This window comes from Sphaerospermopsis sp. LEGE 00249 (assembly GCF_014299995.1).
Taxonomy (GTDB): domain Bacteria; phylum Cyanobacteriota; class Cyanobacteriia; order Cyanobacteriales; family Nostocaceae; genus Sphaerospermopsis; species Sphaerospermopsis kisseleviana.
Map to the genome: position 1 here is coordinate 64,212 of NZ_JACJUZ010000015.1, position 18,323 is coordinate 82,534.

Genomic DNA, 18,323 nt, shown 5'->3' on the forward strand with positions numbered 1-18,323 from the left:
GAGATAAATAATCTTTGCCGTGAAGGTAAAGCACAAGAAATCTACATCGTTACCTCTGGTGAAATGATGGCGATGTACGCTGCAAACAACATCGCTCGTGGTATTTTGAAATATGCACACTCCGGTGGTGTACGTTTAGGTGGTTTAATCTGTAACAGCCGTAAAACTGACCGGGAACACGAACTCATCGAAACCTTGGCTAAACGTTTGAACACCCAAATGATTCACTTCGTACCTCGTGACAACATCGTTCAACACGCAGAATTGCGTCGTATGACCGTTAACGAGTATGCTCCCGACAGCAACCAAGCTAACGAATACCGTGCATTAGCTAAGAAGATCATCGAAAACAAGAACCTCACCATTCCTACCCCAATAGAAATGGATGAATTAGAAGCTCTGTTGATCGAATACGGTATTCTTGACGATGATTCTAAGCACGCTGAAATCATTGGTAAGCCCGCTTCTGCAACTAAGTAGTATTCAGTAATTGAGGAATAGGAAAAAGGAACACTCTACATCACTTCCTTTTTACCTTCCTCCCCAAGCGTGGGGATTAACTTCCCCTTCTCTACCTAAACAATATCTAAAAGAGCTAACAGAGGCCAGACATGACTCCTCCAGACAACAAGAAGATTGTTGAAGAAAGAAAAGGACTGATTAAAGACGTTCTTAAAGCTTATCCCGAAAAGGCTGCTAAGAAGCGCGAAAAGCACCTCAATGTACACGAAGAAGGTAAAACAGATTGTGGTGTTAAATCTAACATCAAATCCTTACCAGGTGTAATGACCGCTCGTGGTTGTGCTTATGCAGGTTCTAAGGGTGTGGTTTGGGGTCCTATTAAGGACATGATCCACATCAGCCATGGTCCTGTAGGTTGCGGTTACTGGTCTTGGTCTGGTCGTCGTAACTACTACTTAGGTACAACTGGTGTTGATACCTTCGGTACTATGCACTTCACTTCTGACTTCCAAGAACGCGACATCGTGTTCGGTGGAGACAAGAAGTTATTGAAACTGATCGAAGAATTAGAAGAATTATTCCCCTTAAACCGTGGTGTTTCCGTTCAATCTGAATGTCCCATCGGTCTAATTGGGGATGACATCGAAGCGGTTTCTAAGACAGCTGCTAAAAAACTCGGTAAACCCGTTATTCCTGTACGTTGCGAAGGTTTCCGTGGTGTGTCTCAGTCCTTGGGTCACCACATCGCTAACGACCAAATCCGTGACTGGGTATTCCCCAGAGCAGACAAAGCTAAGAAAGACGGTACTCTCAAGTTTGAAGGTACTCCTTACGACGTAGCAATCATCGGTGACTATAACATCGGTGGTGACGCTTGGGCAAGCCGTATCCTGTTAGAAGAAATTGGTTTGCGTGTTGTTGCTCAGTGGTCTGGTGACGGTACTATCAATGAGATGTTGTTGACTCCTAATGTGAAGATCAACCTCATCCACTGCTATCGTTCTATGAACTATATCAGCCGTCACATGGAAGAAGCTTATGGTATTCCCTGGATGGAATATAACTTCTTCGGTCCTACCAAGATTGCTGAATCTTTAAGAGCGATCGCTGCTAAATTTGATTCTAAGATCCAAGAAAACGCTGAGAAAGTTATTGCTAAATATCAGCCTTCTATGGATGCGATCGTTGCTAAGTACCGTCCTCGTTTGGAAGGTAAGACAGTTGCAATGATGGTTGGTGGTTTACGTCCCCGTCACGTTGTACCCGCTTTCCAAGATTTGGGTATGAAGTTGGTAGGTACTGGTTATGAGTTCGCTCATAATGACGACTATAAACGTACTACTCACTACATTGAAAACGGTACTATCGTTTATGACGACGTAACCGCTTTTGAATTTGAAGAGTTTGTTAAAGCTCTGAAGCCAGACTTAATTGCTTCTGGTGTGAAAGAGAAGTATGTATTCCAAAAGATGGGTCTTCCTTTCCGTCAAATGCACTCTTGGGATTACTCCGAACTTGATGATGTTTGTTGAAAGGTGCGGTAATTTTAGGTTTTTTAGTTGGGTAATTATGAGATTTTAATTTTTAGCCTAAATTGATTTTATTATGTTCTAATATAACATTGTTTATGGATAACTGCAAGTGGTAAGGATTTGATGTTTCAGGGTTTGAGGCTTGGCTTAAATTTGGCTTAAATCAAGAATGTTTAATATAAAACTTTTTTATTGAGAATTTTATTAGCCTAAATATGGCGATCGCTCTCAATTCAATAATCTTCATCACTCAGATAAAATAATCACACTTAATCTTTCTTCAACTTCTTGAAGATATGCGGTTAAACCAGTATTCACACCTCTTGCACGTAAAATTTCTAAACTTGTTTCTTCCCAACATAGTTTTTCTCGTTCCATATCTTTTCCCGTGAGTTGTTCCACTACAAATTTAATATTTCTGATTCTTTCTGTGTCTTTCTCTGAAGTAGAACGTAATCTTTCAGGTTCTATGCAAGGATCAAAATTCAATTGAGTTTTGATATCTTCTAAAATTACCTTTTCATCATTAGACGCAATAAACCCATTTAAAACCCATGCTTCACGTTTTGGATCAGCTAAACCGATAATAATTTCTAATTTTTGCTTTACACTGTCATTTTCAGAACTCGGTTGTTCATTGTCCTTTAGATATTCTAAGCGTATTTTTTCAAGTGCATTACTACGTTCTTCACTTTGTTTTTTTTGTATCTGTGTCGCGTATAAAAATTACGGCTCTAATATTTCGTTTTTTTTGTAAAACACTAACTATTGTGAGGGTTTTAATAGCGTTTGCTCCATCCTTATGACCTGGATGACCTCTATATCTTGGAATTTTATAACCCAATGATTTTAATTGTTCTGGAATATCCTCTTTGATATTTTTCCAGCAAGAATATTTTGTACCTTCTATTAAGCCACTCCACTGAAAACAATGTTGCAGAATATCATCATCTAACCAACTCACTTTTTCTTTTAAAACTCGCTCGGCTAACTTAGTAGCAGTTCTAGCATCTGCACCACTTTCAACTATAACAATAAACTCATCAATCATTGTTTTCTCCTCTTACCCATTCCTCACCCTCAGCATCCCAAAATTCACCTGTTGTCAAGGTTTCTTTTGCCCATTCTACATCAGGATGTTCATCTAAGCGTTTAGTAACTGTAAAGCCTGAGTTAATATTATTTAATACATGAACTTGAGAAGGTTCAAGATCATCAAGAATATAAGGAGAATGGGTAGAAAAAATAATTTGCAGGTTAGTATTTTCAGTAATTATCTCTTTAAAAACATTCATTAACTGACGTTGTGCTTGGGGATGTAATCCCTGTTCCACATCATCTAATAACACTAAATTAGGTTGAGTAGGATTCATCAATACAGTTAATAATCCTAAAGTTAACATTGTTCCTTCGCTAATTGCATGGGCGGGAATACGTTCACCTGTATTCATATCTAACACTACTTCTTGTCCGGTCATTTCCTGAGTTTGATCATAGGAAATAGAGCGACCATCAACTTCTATTAAACGTTGACGAATGACTGGAACTTTTGCCCGTCTAATACCAATTTTTTGGACATTTGGGACAACTTTTTTTAACATTTCTTCTATGATTTGAAATTTATCTGGTGCTTCATCACGGAGAAAATCTAAGGTAGGTGCTAATCCTGATCCATCAAATTCTACTCTGGGGGTAATTTCATCACTGTAAGCTGGTTTGGCGAGATTACTTGCAGATAATTTGAGATAAACTGTATGTCGTAAAGACTTACGAATTACATCTGGAGAATTACTGAAAGAACTTGTCCATCCTGCTAAATTTTCTTTTGTTTCATTTATTATATATGATGCTGTGGGATGCCAATAATCATGATTTTCTTGTTTCCAATTATAGGCAGCTTGCCAATTTTGGCGATTTTTATAACCCCAAAAACCACTTGCAGTAACAGACATATCTTTTTCACCAATTGTTGTAATAAATTGGGGCAATTTATCATACTGAAAAATATTTTTAAAGGGTGAGGCAGTAAGTCTGCTGAGATTATGTAATGCTTGGAGGACACTGGTTTTACCAGCACTATTTTTTCCTACAAGTCCATGTAATCGCGAGTTGTCGAAACTAAACTCTGTTGACTTATGGCTTTTGAAATTATGAAGACTTAGACTTTGTAACATATTGTTGGTTTAATTTGTTCATTATCATTTGCTATTTGGAAAATTGCAATTACTATTTTGGTAAAAACATTATACTAAAGAAAGCATTGAGGATATAAAGAATAATATATCTTACCAGGTAGGATATCATGGTTTTCAACAAACCCTCTTTTAGTCAACCAATCTATGAAATCTTCTTTTTTGCAGTTGACAGGTGCAGGATAAATAATAATAGGAAGGCTATTTTCACTCCACATTATATTACACAAATATTTAAGCAGATATGAACCATACCCTTTTTGCCTATACTGTTCGTCAATAACGAAAGTTCCTATATACCAGTGAATTTCAGGATCTTGTTTTATTTTATAGATTGATTCACCTATGTCTAGGTTTTGATAATAAATTTCGTAACAAAAATATCTTATTTTGTTAATTTCTTCGATCTTCTTTTCTTTTTCATAGTTTCTTTTTATTTGAATCCCTTGAGGTGCTTTTATTTCTTTCATTGATGTTATCCATTCTATAGATTGATTGTATTGCGATCAAATTTTCTGATCTGATGACGTAGCCTAGTGGACAAGCGCATATTAGTGAGAAATATATTTGTATAAACAATCAATATTTGACTCTTTCCTCAAATTCACCTGGTATACGAAAGGTTTCCCAATCCTTCAAAGAATAAATATCAAATCGGAAAAAACGATCACCATAATCAGCATAGTATGCAATATAACCAAATTTTTTCCCTTGATATGTAGTGCGATGTCTACCATTTTCATAATAACGGTCTATAAATCGAGAATTAATAAAGTCTTGGCTAATTGCTTCACCCCAAATACGGCTAATAAGTTCATTAACTGCTTGATCTCGTCTTAAATTATATCCTTTTTTGCTCAGAGATTGTCCAATTGATGAGTTTTCGATAAAAACTGCTTCACTGTAATTCTTTTGCATATCAGCAGAGACTTTTTCACCAACAATTATCTTGACATTATTACCTTGGAACTGAATTATAGCTTCATAATGAGCTAGGACAGAGTTAATATAAAATGGCTTGAAAATCAACCCTTCTCCAAGCTGATTCCTGTTAATATGTTTGATGGATTTTTCAATACTGTCTCCTGGCAAAGAAAAACAAGGCTTGGAAATAATTAAATTTAAATAAATGAGAATCAAATCCACAAAAAGTCTTGATATTTTTCTCAGTTCTAGATGTAATATATTAAGATTAACTTCAATCATAATTTGCATGATGAATTGTTTATATCTAAATATTAGATTAACATAGTACAACACAGCACTAAGTTATCCTATTATACCTTAACAAAAATTTACATTTAACCACCAATCCATGTGAGGATTAGTCTGTAACTTGGGTTAAGCAACAGCGCAACCCAACATAATTTTAAAAAATAATCAATTACATCCTGTAAATCCTAAAATCCTGGACATCCTGATTCAGACAAATGCTACAATTAACAAATCACCACAAGGAGTAAAAAACTATGCCCATCATGACAATTAAAGATGTGGAAAAACTGCAAAGTGCTATCAATGATGCAGGTTTAGATTATGATCTAGAATTAGAAAATGGGAGCATTTCTATTGTGGGTCCATCAGATATAGTTTCTAGTGAAATTTCTAGTCGTTTAATAGCTTTTCTCTTTGCTTGGATTAATCCCCGTCGTTTAGGAAGAGTTTTTGATTCTGCGGGTGGGTTTATTTTACCAGATAGCAATTTAACCGCTCCCGATGTTTCTTTTGTGCGTGCTGCAAGGTTGCGTCAAAGTCCCCGTTATTTTGGTGAACTTGTGCCTGATTTAGTAGTAGAAATTAAATCTCAAAGTGATAGAATTAAAACCTTAGAAAAAAAAGTTATCAATTTTATTAATTTGGGTGCAGTGGTGGGAATTTTAATTGATCCTGATGAAGAAACTGTTACAGTTTATCATTCTCAAGGTGAACCTGTCGTTTTTAACAACAATGATGTTTTAACTATTCCTGAACTTTTACCAGGTTGGGAATTACCTATTTCTGAATTATGGCCTCCTGTTTTTACTGAGGAAGAAATAGAAAGTTAGTTTTAGTTGATTTTCAAATTATGTGTAAGTTGGTAAGGTGTGTACAACAGATAAGTTAGTAAGAAAATGATTAAATTTATAATCTTTATCATCTGATTATAATCTGACACACCTTTAGGCAAAAGTTAAGAAATAAACGAACCACAGAGAACACAGAGAAATGAGGTTTTAAGAGAGATTTTCATAATTCTTTCTTGGTGGAAATCTTAATTTCTTTTGTTTTCCTTTAATCAGGAAAAGCTAAACCAGTGCGCGGATCACGAATATATAAACCTAGTGTTAAACTCCGCATCACTTCATCCCAAATAGGTGTTAATTGTTCTGCTTGATCCGCCCAATAATCAAAGGTAATTAAACATTGAATATTAGAACCTAAACCTACACAAATTCTAGAATATGCTTCTCTAGGTTCTGCTTGGGTATCAATAAATTTAATTTGTCCCCACATGATTTTTGCTGTTTGGCGTTTAACTTGTATGATTTCCCCTGTTTCAATGACATCACGCTTATCATCTTCTATGATTTTTTTTAAGGTGCGTTTGAGGGGAAATAATGTCCAATCATTGGGGGGTAAATGATTATAGGAAATTTCTAAACAACAATCATCATTAGGTGGTTTTTTATCTGTGAATTTAAAGGATTTTTCTTTGGGTTCAAATACCCAATCTTGGGGAACGTTAAACCGCACTGCACCCCTACCAGCGACAAATATTTTATAATCTTCTGGTCCTTCCCAGTGATGGTTTGGATCTAGTTCGAGGGTTTCTTTAATCCATTGCAGGTTGCTTTTTTTACGCTTGGACATAATTTTCATGTTCTCCTTTGTTTCTAGGTTGAAGATTCGAGTTTAATTTTCTGTTTCTGTCTCTAATTCTACACCTTCATATAATAATTCAATGGGAAATTCAAATTCAATGCTTGATAATGTAATTATATCTCCAGTCGTGTAGGGATAGTAAAGCCACATTCTCCCTTCTCCTCGAGAATAACGCTCAACATATATTCTTTCCGAATCAATTAAAATATATTCTTGTAGGGAGGGAATTGTTAAATAATATCTGAATTTTTCTCCTTTATCTTTATTGGTTGTACTGGGAGAAAGCACCTCTACAATTAATTGCGGATGTTGAATAAATTTGCGAGCGTTGATATCTTCATGGTGACAACTAACAACAAGATCAGGATAGAAGTAGATGCTGTTGGGATTAACTTGTACTTTGACATCTGATACGTTGACTCGACAACCTTGAGGATGGAGATGAGAATATAAAGGTCTGTAAAGATTGAGAGCAATATCATTATGGGGAATTGTACCACCAGTCATGGCGAAAACTTCGCCGTTGATATATTCATAGCGAATATCTTGGTTAAGTTCCCATCTGAGATATTCCTCAAAGGTCATTTTTGGCGGTTTGTGGATAATTGCTATCATATCAGAATTTTGAGAAGTTTGTTTTGATTATAGCTACAAATTTAATATTTTTTCTTGATTCACTGGCTGGTTATGTTGATGATTGCATTTCTTTAGAAAGATTTAAGATCCAGCAGTATTCCTGTTAATGACAATACACCGTAAAATATTAACGAACGTGATTTTTATGACATTTTTCCAATGAAAAACAAATTGACTTCTAAGCATCCTCGACTGTTGCAGTTGGTTGTGGGTGTTTTAGTGTTTTTTTTCGTTTTCACAACTGGGGTAAAAGCAGAAACTGCGAGTTCTACAGCGCCAGTCACTTTTGCTGCTTATGGTGATATACCTTATTTGGTGAAGTTGGCAGATGGTAGGACTGATGAGCAGGTTTTAATAGAAGATATTGCGCCAAAATTTCGTGAGAATGATGATATACCTTTTGTGATTCATCTAGGTGATCTTGGTCGTCCACAAGAAGCTTGTTCTGATGCTTGGTTGGAGAAGAGTCAGACTTTTTGGAAAAATGAAATAGTTAAACCAGTGTTTTATACACCAGGGGATAATGATTGGACTGATTGCGATCGCGAAAACCTCAAGGTACGACAATCAGAGTTAGAAAGATTGAATGCTATTCGACGGGTATTATTTAGTCAGCCTAAAAGTGTCAATCCTGAATGGCGATATGAACAACAAAGCAGTTTACCAGAAAATGAGACTTGGTTTTATAAAGGTGTCCGGTTTGTAACGCAACATATTGTGAGTACAGATAATGGTCGGACAGAGATATTTCTTGATGATCCTCAGACAGTTGAAAAACTGACAGATGCACGAGATAAAGAAAATGAAATTTGGCTCGATCATGCTTTTGATTTAGCCAAAAATAGTGATACATCTGCTATAGTTGTAGCGACTCAGTTAGATCCTTTTGCTCCTGATGGTAGCACCGGAGATGTGTACAGCAGATGTTTGAATAACCATGCTTACAAAGGATTTTGTGAACAGTTAGAGACATTGGCAGCAAAGTTAGATAAACCTGTTTTATTGCTGCATGGTGATACTAATGCTTACTGTTTTGATCAACCTTTTCCTGTGGCTAAAACTCCAAAATTATGGCGTTTAAATGCACCTGGTGATTTTAAGGTGATTGATGCTTCTTTGATTTCTTTTGATCCCACAAGTTCTGCACAACCTTTTAAAGTGACTGGACTTTTATCAGGTCAAGTTCCTCCTCAAGTCTGCGATTACAGTAGATAATTAATTGATCAGGCGATCGCTTTTTTTGAATTAATACTTAATTAATTTGATAATTTGGCGATCGCATAACACAATGCAAATGTCACACTTTTTGAGTTGGCGAAGATGCTAATTTTTACCTATCCTGGTTGACAGTTTTATAGCCGTAGACAGAGCAGTTAGGACATCAATGAATCATGAAACTCTCAACCCAATAGACATCTCCAGAAAAGAAATTATAGAACCTATTTATGGGGGCAGGACGAAGCATTTGGAATATCTAGATGTCTGATTTTTCCGTTAAATTATCGCCCTGTAAGGGCGAAGCATTCGGAAAATATCCTTTGGTGAATACCGATCATTAATCGCTCGAATGCTTCGCCCCTACTTCGCCCCTACAACTTATGACAAATTAATACATTCTATTTTGGAGATGTCTAATAGGGTCTTACTCCTGACTCCTGCTATAATAGACACCTCCAGAAAAGAAATTATGGAACTTATTTATGGGGGCAGGGCGAAGCATTTGGTATATCTAGATGTCTGATTTTTCCGTTAAATTATCGCCCTGTAAGGGCGAAGCATTCGGAAAATATCCTTTGGTGAATACCGATCATTAATCGCTCGAATGCTTCGCCCCTACTTCGCCCCTAGAACTTATGACAAATTAATACATTCTATTTTGAAGAGGTCTAATAGACATCATAATTGCACAGAATATTACACAGAATGTAGAGAAGAGAGTTCTTACCTATGGAACATCTCTATATCTCTACAGTGATTTATGTTTAGTTTCACCAACCTGCTATTTTTCTGATGAAACAGGTGATTTTAATCTTTGTAGGGCAGGGAGGAATGGTGTACTACAATACGCAGTTTACCATTGGTATCCTTGATGAACTTCCAGGTTTTGTCAACTGTGGTTACTTTACCAGTCTTGTCAGTAATTAAGACATTGCCCATTGTTGTAGCTACATTACCAACAATGAAGATTCCAGCGTTGCGAATTTCTACCTTTCGCCATCCGTTGAGGGCAAAGCCAGTATCATTAGGGAAAGAAGAATTGTCGCCCACGAAATAAGCCAATGCACCTTGGCGTGTTGTGCGGAAAGTCTGTGGTGCTTTTGTCAAAGTTGGCTTGAACAGCACTGCACCCATCTGATAACCATAGGCTTGATCAATAATCTTCTCGGCTAATGCCTTAGCTGCGGCTTTTCCCTTCTGATCGTAGGTGGTGGAGATGGCGACTAATGCATCTCCCCAGGCTTTTTGGGCTGCCAGAACTTCAGACTCAGTGATGGTCATATTGACTACTGAAGTTGAGGGGGTTGATGAGTTGGAATTAATGATGATGTTATTAACTTGAGCTTGAGCTATTGACGGAGTAGCAGCTAACAAGGCCATAGCAGCAGCGGTGACGGAAAGATTGATTCGCATACTTATAAAAAAACCTATCGGTTATACTTAACGATCACATTAAACCACATTAGACATCTGGTAAAAATTATCTTAGGGACAATTCATAAATTGTCCATATAATGTCTATAGATATCTATTGTTTCAATAAACGCTATTAATACTTATAAGATAATTTAACAGTTACTTCGTGCTGCAACAATATCACTGAAGATATTGTTAAGTTCTCCTATTGCTGCTAATTCTATTGCTTCTTCTGGTTTTCAGCACCCCCTAATTATTATTTTTGCAAAAAGCTCAAAGGGCAGAATTTAAAGCCCAAAAAGCAGAAATATCTGATGAAAAAGTTCAAGGGGTAGCAGCAAATTTGCAGGAATTAAATATTGATTCAGATACAATTTAATTTAAATCAGGACTTACGTAAAAGGGAACGAAAGTAGGGGTAATACCCTTCGGGAAGCAAGCTACATGAATTATCCCTACACAAGAATAAGGTTTTAAGTCACATCTTGTGTAAGTCTTATAAATATCTAATAAATATATAATAAATATCTAACTTTTCCAGGAAGTCGGGGATCTAGTCTAGTTGTAATCTAGTTTGTGGTAAAATTTCCTAATCACAGGTGAAATCTCTAAACTCACTTCTGCATTTATTTGTTGGGTAGAAAGAAGGAAACGCCTTTTTAGGGATTGAATACTAGTAACTATTGGCTCATAAACCTGATGACTATTTTCCAGTTCACTTAATAAAATTGAGCCATTTTGACTAGCTATAAAATGTAGTAATTCTACTTCTGATGGTGGCAAAATATCTAAACTTTGCTCTAAAAAAGCAGTTAGTTCAATATCTATAAAAGGTTGATCTAGCTGCAAAAATTTATTGGTGTCACCTGCAAATAATTCCTGAATAAGATAACCAATTATTTGTAAATATTGGGGAGTTCCTTGATAAATATTCAGCAATTTTTGATAATTTTCCTCATTTTTCAAGCCAAATTTTTTAAGAATGTTTACACCATCATCATCTAATCCCAATAATTCCAAGGTGAAAACATGACTATGATCAGTTTGTGGTTTAGATAATTCACGAATTTCCTCACTACTATTGATAATTAGACAACTTCGATGTTTGGTTGTTAATAATAATTTAAATAGATTCCCATATTCTTCATACCCTTGTTGATATTTACCTGATACTTGATGCTTTGAAAAAATACAGTTAACATCGTCAATTATCATCAGATAAGAGTATTTTTCTATGGCTTTTTTAAATTGTGAAAGTTGATGAGGTGAGTTATCTGAAATAAGCTGATCATTAGGGTAAATTGTCTCTGTAATTAGTTGTGTTAAACTGGGTAGAGATTTTAAACTTTTATAAATAACGAACTCAAAATTTTCTTTGATATTATCAACTAATTTTAAAGATAAAGCAGTTTTTCCAATGCCTCTAATACCCAGTAAAGTTATTAAATTACATTTTCCTTGGAGGATTTTTTGTTGTAGTAATGATAATTCTAATTTGCGTCCATAAAAATCACTGCTTTCAGGTGCATCTTTTAAATCTAGATGAGAGGTTATCTGTTCTTTTTTATGGATAATTTCATCATTTTCTGTTGATGGTGCAGATTCTTTAAGATTACCACTATTGATTTGTATTACTTTGAAAATATTAGTTGAAGAGAAAGTACATCTACCTAAAATTGACTTGACATTAAATTTATTAACTTTTTTTCCAACTGCTTGAGATAAGGATTTCCACAGTTTACTGGCGCTATCCTTGATATATTTTTCGCTGTGGTGCTGTTCTTTGGCGATATCTGCGTAGGATCTACCCTGTAATGTCCCTTCTAGGATAGCTCTTTGTAAATCATTGAGATGCTGTCCTTGATGCTCAAAGATTTGGTTATCTGCAATTTCAATTATCTCTTCAATATTTAACACTACTCGATCCCCTTCAAGTCAAGACTTTTTAAAAGTCTATCATGGTTTTAATGCATCTTCTAGTGAAACTACACAGACAAAACCCATCTTCGCGGGTTTAGTGCAAGAGATAAATTTTTGACTAATGGTTGGTGAGAATTTTTACTGGTGACAAGATATTACTTTTAGAGACTTTTTACCGCTTTTACATACTTTTGAGGTCTTGACATCCTCTTTTGGGCGTATTAAATTTAGTATATTTTAAAACCATTGTAGGTTATTGAGTGTCGGGTAGTAAATTTCATATTTATCTACATTTACTCCCAATAAGAATTTGTACGTTATTTAAACAGGGGGAATTGACATGAATAAGATCATATCATCTGCGATCGCTGTTTCTGCCATTACTGTATCTACTGTCTTTGGTTTAACTTTAGTTAATGTCAACTCTTCCAAAGCTGACCTACCGTCTAAGCGTGAGATAGCACAAAGTTTGCGTCAATCGGGACAACTACCACAAACAGTCGTGTTGCAACTAGACACAAAGTCTCTCAACAATTTAACTTGTGAAATTACTACAATTCCTGCAAACCCATCTTCATCATCCAGCAGATTTAGATATGACCGACAGATTTTTGAGTGTAAAAGTAGGTAGTGAAATACCCGTAGAGTCTTTCCATTGTACTTCTCTGCAATAGTTTTGGTTTTTGGCGTTGCTGATTTGAGGTATGAAAGAAAGAAAAGGGGCGTTGCATAATAGAGGGATGAATTGGCGTTTGAAACCGTTGAAAATTCGTTCTAAATTGGGCGAAATCATCCCATGATTCAGCAACGCCAGAAAAGGTGTTGCTGATTTTGGGGATGAAAACAATATTGCATATATTCAAACCCCTTGTAGAGACGTTCCATGGAACGTCTCTACACACAAAAAACATCCCGCATTTATGCAATGCCAAAGAAAATTATGGCGTTGCTACTTTAGCAGATGTTGTGAATAATGTATTCACCGACGCCGATGGAGCGTCAGTCGGAAATCAGGCTCTACGTCTAAATAGTACAGCCTTAGTCAATGTTACAACTGCTGGCATTGCCGGAACTTACTTGGTGATAAATGATGGTATTCCTGCGTTTCAATCCCATCGTGATTTGGTGGTCAATTTAACCGGATACACGAGTCCATTCCCCGGTTTGGGCGACATTGATAATGTTAATAGCTTTTTTGTCTAGCTTCATTGTTTTGTTGAAGTTGGTTAGTAGTATTCAGATCCCCGACTTCTTAGAGAAGTCGGGGATCTAAGCGAGGATAAATTACATCCTGTCAACTATCAGACAAATTCCCACAGCGATCGCTCATCATTAATTATCCTCAAATTAGCAACCTCATCCTGTAAATCCTGAAATCCTGGAAATCCTGATTCAGACAACCAGAGCGATCGCCACCAATTAACCACCGAGTCCCTCATCCTGTAAATCCTGAAATCCTGGAAATCCTGATTCAGACAATTAATCAGCGTCAAATTAACAACATCATCTGCAAACAAATCCCTCATCCTGTAAATCCTCATATAGCTTGCGCCACGCTATCAGACAAATGTTACAATTAATTAGTAACGACAAAAAGTAAACCTTATGTTACAAGTACAAATTAAATCTGATGATCCCGACCTTCAAATCGTCCAAAACCTAATTAAAGGAGCTATTGAATCTGAGATTAAAAATTTACAAAGATCCTTGGATAAAACTAATAAATTATTGCAAGAATTTGAAACAAAATATCAAGTTTCATCGGAATTTTTCTTGACTAATTGGACAGCAGAAAACCTATCAGGAGGGGACGATGAATATGTAAGTTGGGCAGGAGAAATTAAAATTAAGGATAAATTAATTAATGCTTTACAAAAGTTGGATACTATAGAATATGTCACTCAACAATTACCAAGCTGATATTCTTGTCGTTATTCAAAAATACCTGAACCAAGGGTGGATTATATCTTTTAATTTTTCCTTAGATGCTAGATCAAACTATGTCGGGTTTATCCAGGTAAATTTAGACTTTTTACGGGGGAGTCGTTTATTTTTCAAAGAATACATTGATCTACAAGAATCATTAGAAAAGCTCTCTTATTCATTCCATTATCAAGACAATGAAAACAACTTAATATTTCGCTATGATGGTGAGGTTATTCAATTTATTTTTATCCAGGAGTTCTTGCATCCGTTCCCCCAGTTTATCGGTAAATTTGAATAGCATAAGGTTTTTAATACGCTTGATACAGATTCCTTCTGGTAGGAATTGGGAGGGTTTAATAAGTGTAGTTGTCATTGGTAAAATATCTTTTCTTGATTTTATCATTGGATATTTAGGATGAGGCGATCGCTCTTTGGGGTTTGGAGCTTGGAAAGTGCGATCGCTTTTTGGGTTGAAAAAACCCAACATTAACTTATCTATTCCCAATCTTCATATTTCAAACTTTCAATACGGCTAAATTCACGGGTATTGTGAGTAACTAAAATGAGATCATTTGCTAATGCGATCGCTGCAATTAACAAATAATTAGGACTAATGGGAGTACCTAAAGAATCCAGACGAGCGCGAATTTGTCCAGCAATTTTTGCCGCTTGACGATCTAGGGGTAAATCAACAAATTCAGCAAGTAAATTTTCTAAGTGAGATAAGTTTTTATTAACATTTGCACTTTTGTAAGCTCCATAATATAGTTCGCTGTACACCACAGTACAAATATAAATTTCTTGAACAGGAATTGATAAAAGTCGTTTAGTAACAGGTGAATTTCGAGAATTGAGAATTTGAATACAAGCATTTGTATCTAAGAGATAGGCCATTGAATTTCCTCCCGTTCTTCAAACTGAAGCTGTTCTGGAATTTCAATCATTTCACCTTCCCAACTACCTATTACTTCTTCTAAAAATCTTCGAGAATATCCTAACTCTTCTGGAGATTTATTTTCAGATTTTAATGATGTTTTGGCAATACGTTGAAATACAATCACCATTTCTAATTCTTCATTAGCAAACTCAGGAGGAAGTTCGATTTTGACTATCCTATCATTACCAATTTGTGCTTTAATTTTCATGCTTTCCATAGACTTATCTCCTTAATCTATAACCGTTGATAATCAGCTTTTTCAGCAGCAATATAACCTTCAATTTCTTCTCGATTAGCATGATAATAAGTTAAAGCTGCATACACCTGAACAAGAGTTACATGAGTCATGCGTTCAGTGATTTCTTCCGCATTTAATCCCATTTTGTACCAAGCAGCTGAATTACCTTGAGTGGCTTGCGTTTGTAAATATGCCATAATGATGATAGCAAAAGGATTTTTACTTTGTGCTAGGGTATCATGGCTATAATCTAATAGTTTAACACTGGGAAATTGCAAATGAGTGGTAAATCCCCACTGACTATAACCATAAGATGCTGGTTTCCAATTGGGGTTATCATCTCCTAAAACTGCGAAACTAAAGACTTTAAGACGATAGCGATTAAATAAACGATGATTATAAATAGACATCTCCACAATAGAATGTATTAATTTGTCATAAGTTGTAGGGGCGAAGCATTTGGGCGATAATTTAACGGAAAAATCAGACATCTAGATATCCCAAATGCTTCGCCCTGCCCCCATAAATAGGTTCCATAATTTCTTTTCTGTAGATGTCTAATATACATCCTTTCCGCAAAATCTTCTTGTTCTTGTCCTTGTATTTCTATGTGAATCAGAACTAACGCTTTTTCTCCATTCCGCAGGGTGACTTTTACCAGTTTATCCGCTAAACGTCTTCCTGTTTCTGCATCTCTAATTAGTTCTTGTAATTCGGTGTCTAGAGTTTCATATCCTTTTTCCCAGTCAATATCTTGATAAACTTCAGGAAAGCAGTATTCTATGAATTGTTCAAGATAAACTGTAATCGCTTCTTTCCACGCGCTGTCATAATCTGAGTTGGTTTGGTAGTTCATCCCTGAAAATATATTTTTTGATATCTTGTAATTATAACATATCACATACTAAAAACTCCCTTTATAAACCATTTCCATTTTTATTTTTTCTAACTCTATTTTTAACCTTTCATTCTCCATCTTCAAAACTAAATTTTCATCCTTAATCACCTCAACCTCATTCCGCTTACTCAAAGCTTGATTTATTGCCAATTTCCGCATATCTAAAGAAAACCAACGTTGATAAGTTTTCGTGTGAATCTGCACACTATGACCTAAATTATCTGCTGCTGCTTTAATCGGAATCCCTAAAATATGCGCTCTAATTGCCCAACCATGCCGTAAATCATAGGGTTTAAAATCTAAGCCAACTTTCCTAAACCACCAACTAACTCTTTGAATTAAAGCTGTAATTTCTGCATGATTATTTTTATCTTTTTTACTAATTGCTGTCACCAACATTTCTAAATACTGGGGATTGCTTAAATCAAATTCCTCAATCCATTCTTTATATAAAGGTAATGCTTCTCTTTCTCCGGTTTTACAATGTTTATCTACTTTCCAGGTTAAGTCTATATTTTCTTTACTTAACCACCAATCAACATCAGGATTAATAAAAATCTCACGGGGACGTAAACCGAAAACTGCTAACATTCCATAAACCCAACGCCAAAGTAACCAGCTATCTTTTACATCTTGATTAACTTGTTTACCTCTATTATTTTCATATTCCTCAAATTTATAAAAACCTGCAACTATTTCCTTATCTGTGGGAATATTGCGAGAGTTAGTTTCCGGTGTTTTAGCATAGTTAGTTAAATTAATTTCAATGTTGAAAATTTGACAAAATACAGAAATAGCTCTCACAGCATTATATCTTGCCCATTCCTTATCTATTTTCTCAATTGCATGAATAAAATTTTCCCCAATTGCTAAATCATCAGCCTTAGTATAACGTTTAATTCTGGTATAATAATAAAAAAAGGTATGCTCACTTTTAGTTGTACGTTTATGGGTTTTAAAATATTCAATTTCAAACTGTTCTAATAATTCGCCAATAGTTGGTAAATCATTTTTTCTAGTTTCCTTCCCTAAATATTTATCATTCCAAACAAAGGTTTTTCTGGCAATTAACTTTCCTAACTCATAAGCTTCTTCTTCTACGGTTTTTAATCCCTCCAAGTTAGCAGGAATGTTTAAACTGATGTTGTATTGCTTTTTACCTGTTTTTCTGATATCAGCATCTCCTGGTTTCAGGGGTAAAGTTGCCCGTAATTGCAGACATCCATTAGATTCCCGAATGGTAACTCTGGCCTTTGCAGACTTCAAACGCAGATTTACTAGCTGTATTTCTTGTGTGAGGTTGGTTTTCATGCTGGGTTTGTGGCGATCGCATCAAAATAAACAAATAAACCATAAAGAATTAATTCAAAACCCCTTGTTCTGGATCTTGAATTTGTGAATCTTGCATTTTTAATTGTTTATTAGAATAAACTTAAACCCGAAATAAATATGTTAACTGCAAACATCCAGAAAACAGATACCAAACTTCTACAATCATTTCAGTATCTCGACAATATTATACATTATAAATTTGACTAGCTTTAATGACATCTTCAACCGTAATATTTAATTCAGGAAAAGTAGGAGAAATAATTTTATCTGTACCTGTAAATGCTGTTTGTTGATATTTACCAGCAACCAATTCATAAACAAACACCGTTGGTAACTTAGGATTTCCTAAATAACTACGAGAAGCTATAGCTAAATAATCCACTATCCAATATTCCTTAATTCCCAAATTTTCATATTCTTCTAACTTATCAACATAATCATCTTCCCAATTTGTTGATACTACTTCTACTGCTAATGGAATTGGTTCAATTAAAGCACCATAAGCTGTAACATTAGCATTCCATAAAGATGCAAGAACTACGCTCACATCAGGATTTCTTCCCCTCTGTTCTCCTTCATTAGTAATAGTTCTAATAACTATATCTTTATCTACAATATAATCAAGCTCAGAAGTGTTGAATGTTAAGAAATCTGTGATAAAAATAGCCCAAAATATATTAAAATTTGAGCAAGCTATATCAAAATATTGATTTGATCATGATTATAAATTCATTTCCCAAGATTGTCAAAGACA

At 35.3% G+C, this 18,323-nt stretch carries 24 protein-coding genes and 1 pseudogene; 8 read left to right on the forward strand and 17 right to left on the reverse strand.

Annotated features, from left to right (window positions below; genetic code table 11):
- Nucleotides 1-18 precede the first annotated feature (18 nt).
- Together nifH and nifD are read left to right on the forward strand one after the other, a co-directional pair.
- Nucleotides 19-480: pseudogene (nifH, locus tag H5968_RS07760) on the forward strand (nitrogenase reductase); the annotation flags it as partial.
- A 131-nt stretch (nt 481-611) separates the two neighbouring features.
- Entirely contained in the window at nt 612-1,994 is a 1,383-nt protein-coding gene (nifD, locus tag H5968_RS07765; protein WP_187039468.1) for a nitrogenase molybdenum-iron protein alpha chain, read from the forward strand.
- A 246-nt stretch (nt 1,995-2,240) separates the two neighbouring features.
- On the opposite strand, the gene H5968_RS25560 is transcribed toward nifD, so the two are convergent.
- The 5 genes from H5968_RS25560 to H5968_RS07785 form a co-directional block, all read right to left on the reverse strand.
- Nucleotides 2,241-2,483: a hypothetical protein gene (locus H5968_RS25560; RefSeq protein ID WP_255427070.1), complete on the reverse strand. Its 243-nt coding sequence runs from the start codon at nt 2,481-2,483 to the stop codon at nt 2,241-2,243.
- A 199-nt stretch (nt 2,484-2,682) separates the two neighbouring features.
- On the reverse strand, nt 2,683-3,045 hold the full coding sequence (locus H5968_RS25565) for a hypothetical protein (RefSeq protein ID WP_255427071.1): 363 nt from the start codon (nt 3,043-3,045) through the stop codon (nt 2,683-2,685).
- Nucleotides 3,038-4,168 carry an AAA family ATPase gene (locus H5968_RS07775; RefSeq protein ID WP_187039469.1) on the reverse strand — a complete coding sequence of 377 codons (1,131 nt, stop codon included), beginning with the start codon at nt 4,166-4,168 and terminating at the stop codon, nt 3,038-3,040. The genes H5968_RS25565 and H5968_RS07775 overlap by 8 nt, the downstream gene beginning before the upstream one ends.
- A 74-nt stretch (nt 4,169-4,242) precedes the next feature.
- Nucleotides 4,243-4,656, reverse strand: coding sequence for a GNAT family N-acetyltransferase (locus tag H5968_RS07780; protein WP_187039470.1), 414 nt, complete (start codon nt 4,654-4,656; stop codon nt 4,243-4,245).
- Nucleotides 4,657-4,765: 109 nt separating this feature from the next.
- Nucleotides 4,766-5,392, reverse strand: a complete 627-nt coding sequence (locus tag H5968_RS07785; RefSeq protein WP_187039471.1) for a hypothetical protein — start codon at nt 5,390-5,392, stop codon at nt 4,766-4,768.
- A gap of 263 nt (nt 5,393-5,655) precedes the next feature.
- Between H5968_RS07785 and H5968_RS07790 the strand changes: the two genes are divergently transcribed.
- Nucleotides 5,656-6,231, forward strand: coding sequence for a Uma2 family endonuclease (locus H5968_RS07790; protein WP_187039472.1), 576 nt, complete (start codon nt 5,656-5,658; stop codon nt 6,229-6,231).
- Nucleotides 6,232-6,457: 226 nt separating this feature from the next.
- Here H5968_RS07790 and H5968_RS07795 read toward each other — a convergent pair whose 3' ends face one another.
- Complete coding sequence (locus tag H5968_RS07795) at nt 6,458-7,036, reverse strand: hypothetical protein (protein ID WP_187039473.1); 579 nt, start codon at nt 7,034-7,036, stop codon at nt 6,458-6,460.
- 42 nt (nt 7,037-7,078) lie between these two features.
- On the reverse strand, nt 7,079-7,663 hold the full coding sequence (locus tag H5968_RS07800; protein ID WP_187039474.1) for a Uma2 family endonuclease: 585 nt from the start codon (nt 7,661-7,663) through the stop codon (nt 7,079-7,081).
- 180 nt (nt 7,664-7,843) lie between these two features.
- Between H5968_RS07800 and H5968_RS07805 the strand changes: the two genes are divergently transcribed.
- Nucleotides 7,844-8,899, forward strand: coding sequence for a hypothetical protein (locus H5968_RS07805; RefSeq protein ID WP_187039475.1), 1,056 nt, complete (start codon nt 7,844-7,846; stop codon nt 8,897-8,899).
- An 810-nt stretch (nt 8,900-9,709) separates the two neighbouring features.
- Here H5968_RS07805 and H5968_RS07810 read toward each other — a convergent pair.
- Nucleotides 9,710-10,315: a hypothetical protein gene (locus tag H5968_RS07810; RefSeq protein WP_187039476.1), complete on the reverse strand. Its 606-nt coding sequence runs from the start codon at nt 10,313-10,315 to the stop codon at nt 9,710-9,712.
- 561 nt (nt 10,316-10,876) lie between these two features.
- On the reverse strand, nt 10,877-12,235 hold the full coding sequence (locus H5968_RS07815) for an ATP-binding protein (RefSeq protein ID WP_187039477.1): 1,359 nt from the start codon (nt 12,233-12,235) through the stop codon (nt 10,877-10,879).
- Nucleotides 12,236-12,578: 343 nt separating this feature from the next.
- On the opposite strand from H5968_RS07815, the gene H5968_RS07820 reads away from it, so the two are divergent.
- Nucleotides 12,579-12,869 (forward strand): hypothetical protein, encoded by a 291-nt coding sequence (locus tag H5968_RS07820; protein ID WP_187039478.1) that lies wholly within the window; start codon nt 12,579-12,581, stop codon nt 12,867-12,869.
- A gap of 206 nt (nt 12,870-13,075) precedes the next feature.
- Complete coding sequence (locus H5968_RS07825) at nt 13,076-13,441, forward strand: bluetail domain-containing putative surface protein (protein WP_222620604.1); 366 nt, start codon at nt 13,076-13,078, stop codon at nt 13,439-13,441.
- A 98-nt stretch (nt 13,442-13,539) separates the two neighbouring features.
- Here H5968_RS07825 and H5968_RS07830 read toward each other — a convergent pair whose 3' ends face one another.
- On the reverse strand, nt 13,540-13,677 hold the full coding sequence (locus tag H5968_RS07830) for a hypothetical protein (RefSeq protein ID WP_187039479.1): 138 nt from the start codon (nt 13,675-13,677) through the stop codon (nt 13,540-13,542).
- A 166-nt stretch (nt 13,678-13,843) separates the two neighbouring features.
- On the opposite strand from H5968_RS07830, the gene H5968_RS07835 reads away from it, so the two are divergent.
- Complete coding sequence (locus tag H5968_RS07835; RefSeq protein WP_187039480.1) at nt 13,844-14,158, forward strand: hypothetical protein; 315 nt, start codon at nt 13,844-13,846, stop codon at nt 14,156-14,158.
- On the forward strand, nt 14,133-14,462 hold the full coding sequence (locus H5968_RS25090; protein ID WP_222620605.1) for a DUF6516 family protein: 330 nt from the start codon (nt 14,133-14,135) through the stop codon (nt 14,460-14,462). Before H5968_RS07835 ends, H5968_RS25090 begins: the two co-directional genes overlap by 26 nt.
- Here H5968_RS25090 and H5968_RS07840 read toward each other — a convergent pair.
- The 7 genes from H5968_RS07840 to H5968_RS07870 form a co-directional block, all read right to left on the reverse strand.
- The gene (locus H5968_RS07840; RefSeq protein ID WP_187039491.1) at nt 14,370-14,669 is read right to left on the reverse strand and encodes a hypothetical protein; all 300 of its coding nucleotides are present in this window, start codon (nt 14,667-14,669) and stop codon (nt 14,370-14,372) included. The genes H5968_RS25090 and H5968_RS07840 overlap by 93 nt on opposite strands.
- Nucleotides 14,660-15,058 (reverse strand): type II toxin-antitoxin system VapC family toxin, encoded by a 399-nt coding sequence (locus H5968_RS07845; RefSeq protein WP_187039481.1) that lies wholly within the window; start codon nt 15,056-15,058, stop codon nt 14,660-14,662. The genes H5968_RS07840 and H5968_RS07845 overlap by 10 nt, the downstream gene beginning before the upstream one ends.
- Nucleotides 15,043-15,318 carry a hypothetical protein gene (locus H5968_RS07850; protein ID WP_137668952.1) on the reverse strand — a complete coding sequence of 92 codons (276 nt, stop codon included), beginning with the start codon at nt 15,316-15,318 and terminating at the stop codon, nt 15,043-15,045. The genes H5968_RS07845 and H5968_RS07850 overlap by 16 nt, the downstream gene beginning before the upstream one ends.
- Before the next feature lie 17 nt (nt 15,319-15,335).
- Nucleotides 15,336-15,749 carry a hypothetical protein gene (locus H5968_RS07855; protein WP_187039492.1) on the reverse strand — a complete coding sequence of 138 codons (414 nt, stop codon included), beginning with the start codon at nt 15,747-15,749 and terminating at the stop codon, nt 15,336-15,338.
- Nucleotides 15,750-15,766: 17 nt separating this feature from the next.
- Entirely contained in the window at nt 15,767-16,195 is a 429-nt protein-coding gene (locus H5968_RS07860) for a hypothetical protein (RefSeq protein ID WP_187039482.1), read from the reverse strand.
- Between the two features lie 48 nt (nt 16,196-16,243).
- Complete coding sequence (locus H5968_RS07865) at nt 16,244-17,548, reverse strand: site-specific integrase (protein ID WP_187039483.1); 1,305 nt, start codon at nt 17,546-17,548, stop codon at nt 16,244-16,246.
- Between the two features lie 205 nt (nt 17,549-17,753).
- On the reverse strand, nt 17,754-18,266 hold the full coding sequence (locus H5968_RS07870; RefSeq protein WP_187039490.1) for a Uma2 family endonuclease: 513 nt from the start codon (nt 18,264-18,266) through the stop codon (nt 17,754-17,756).
- Between the last annotated feature and the right edge of the window lie 57 nt (nt 18,267-18,323).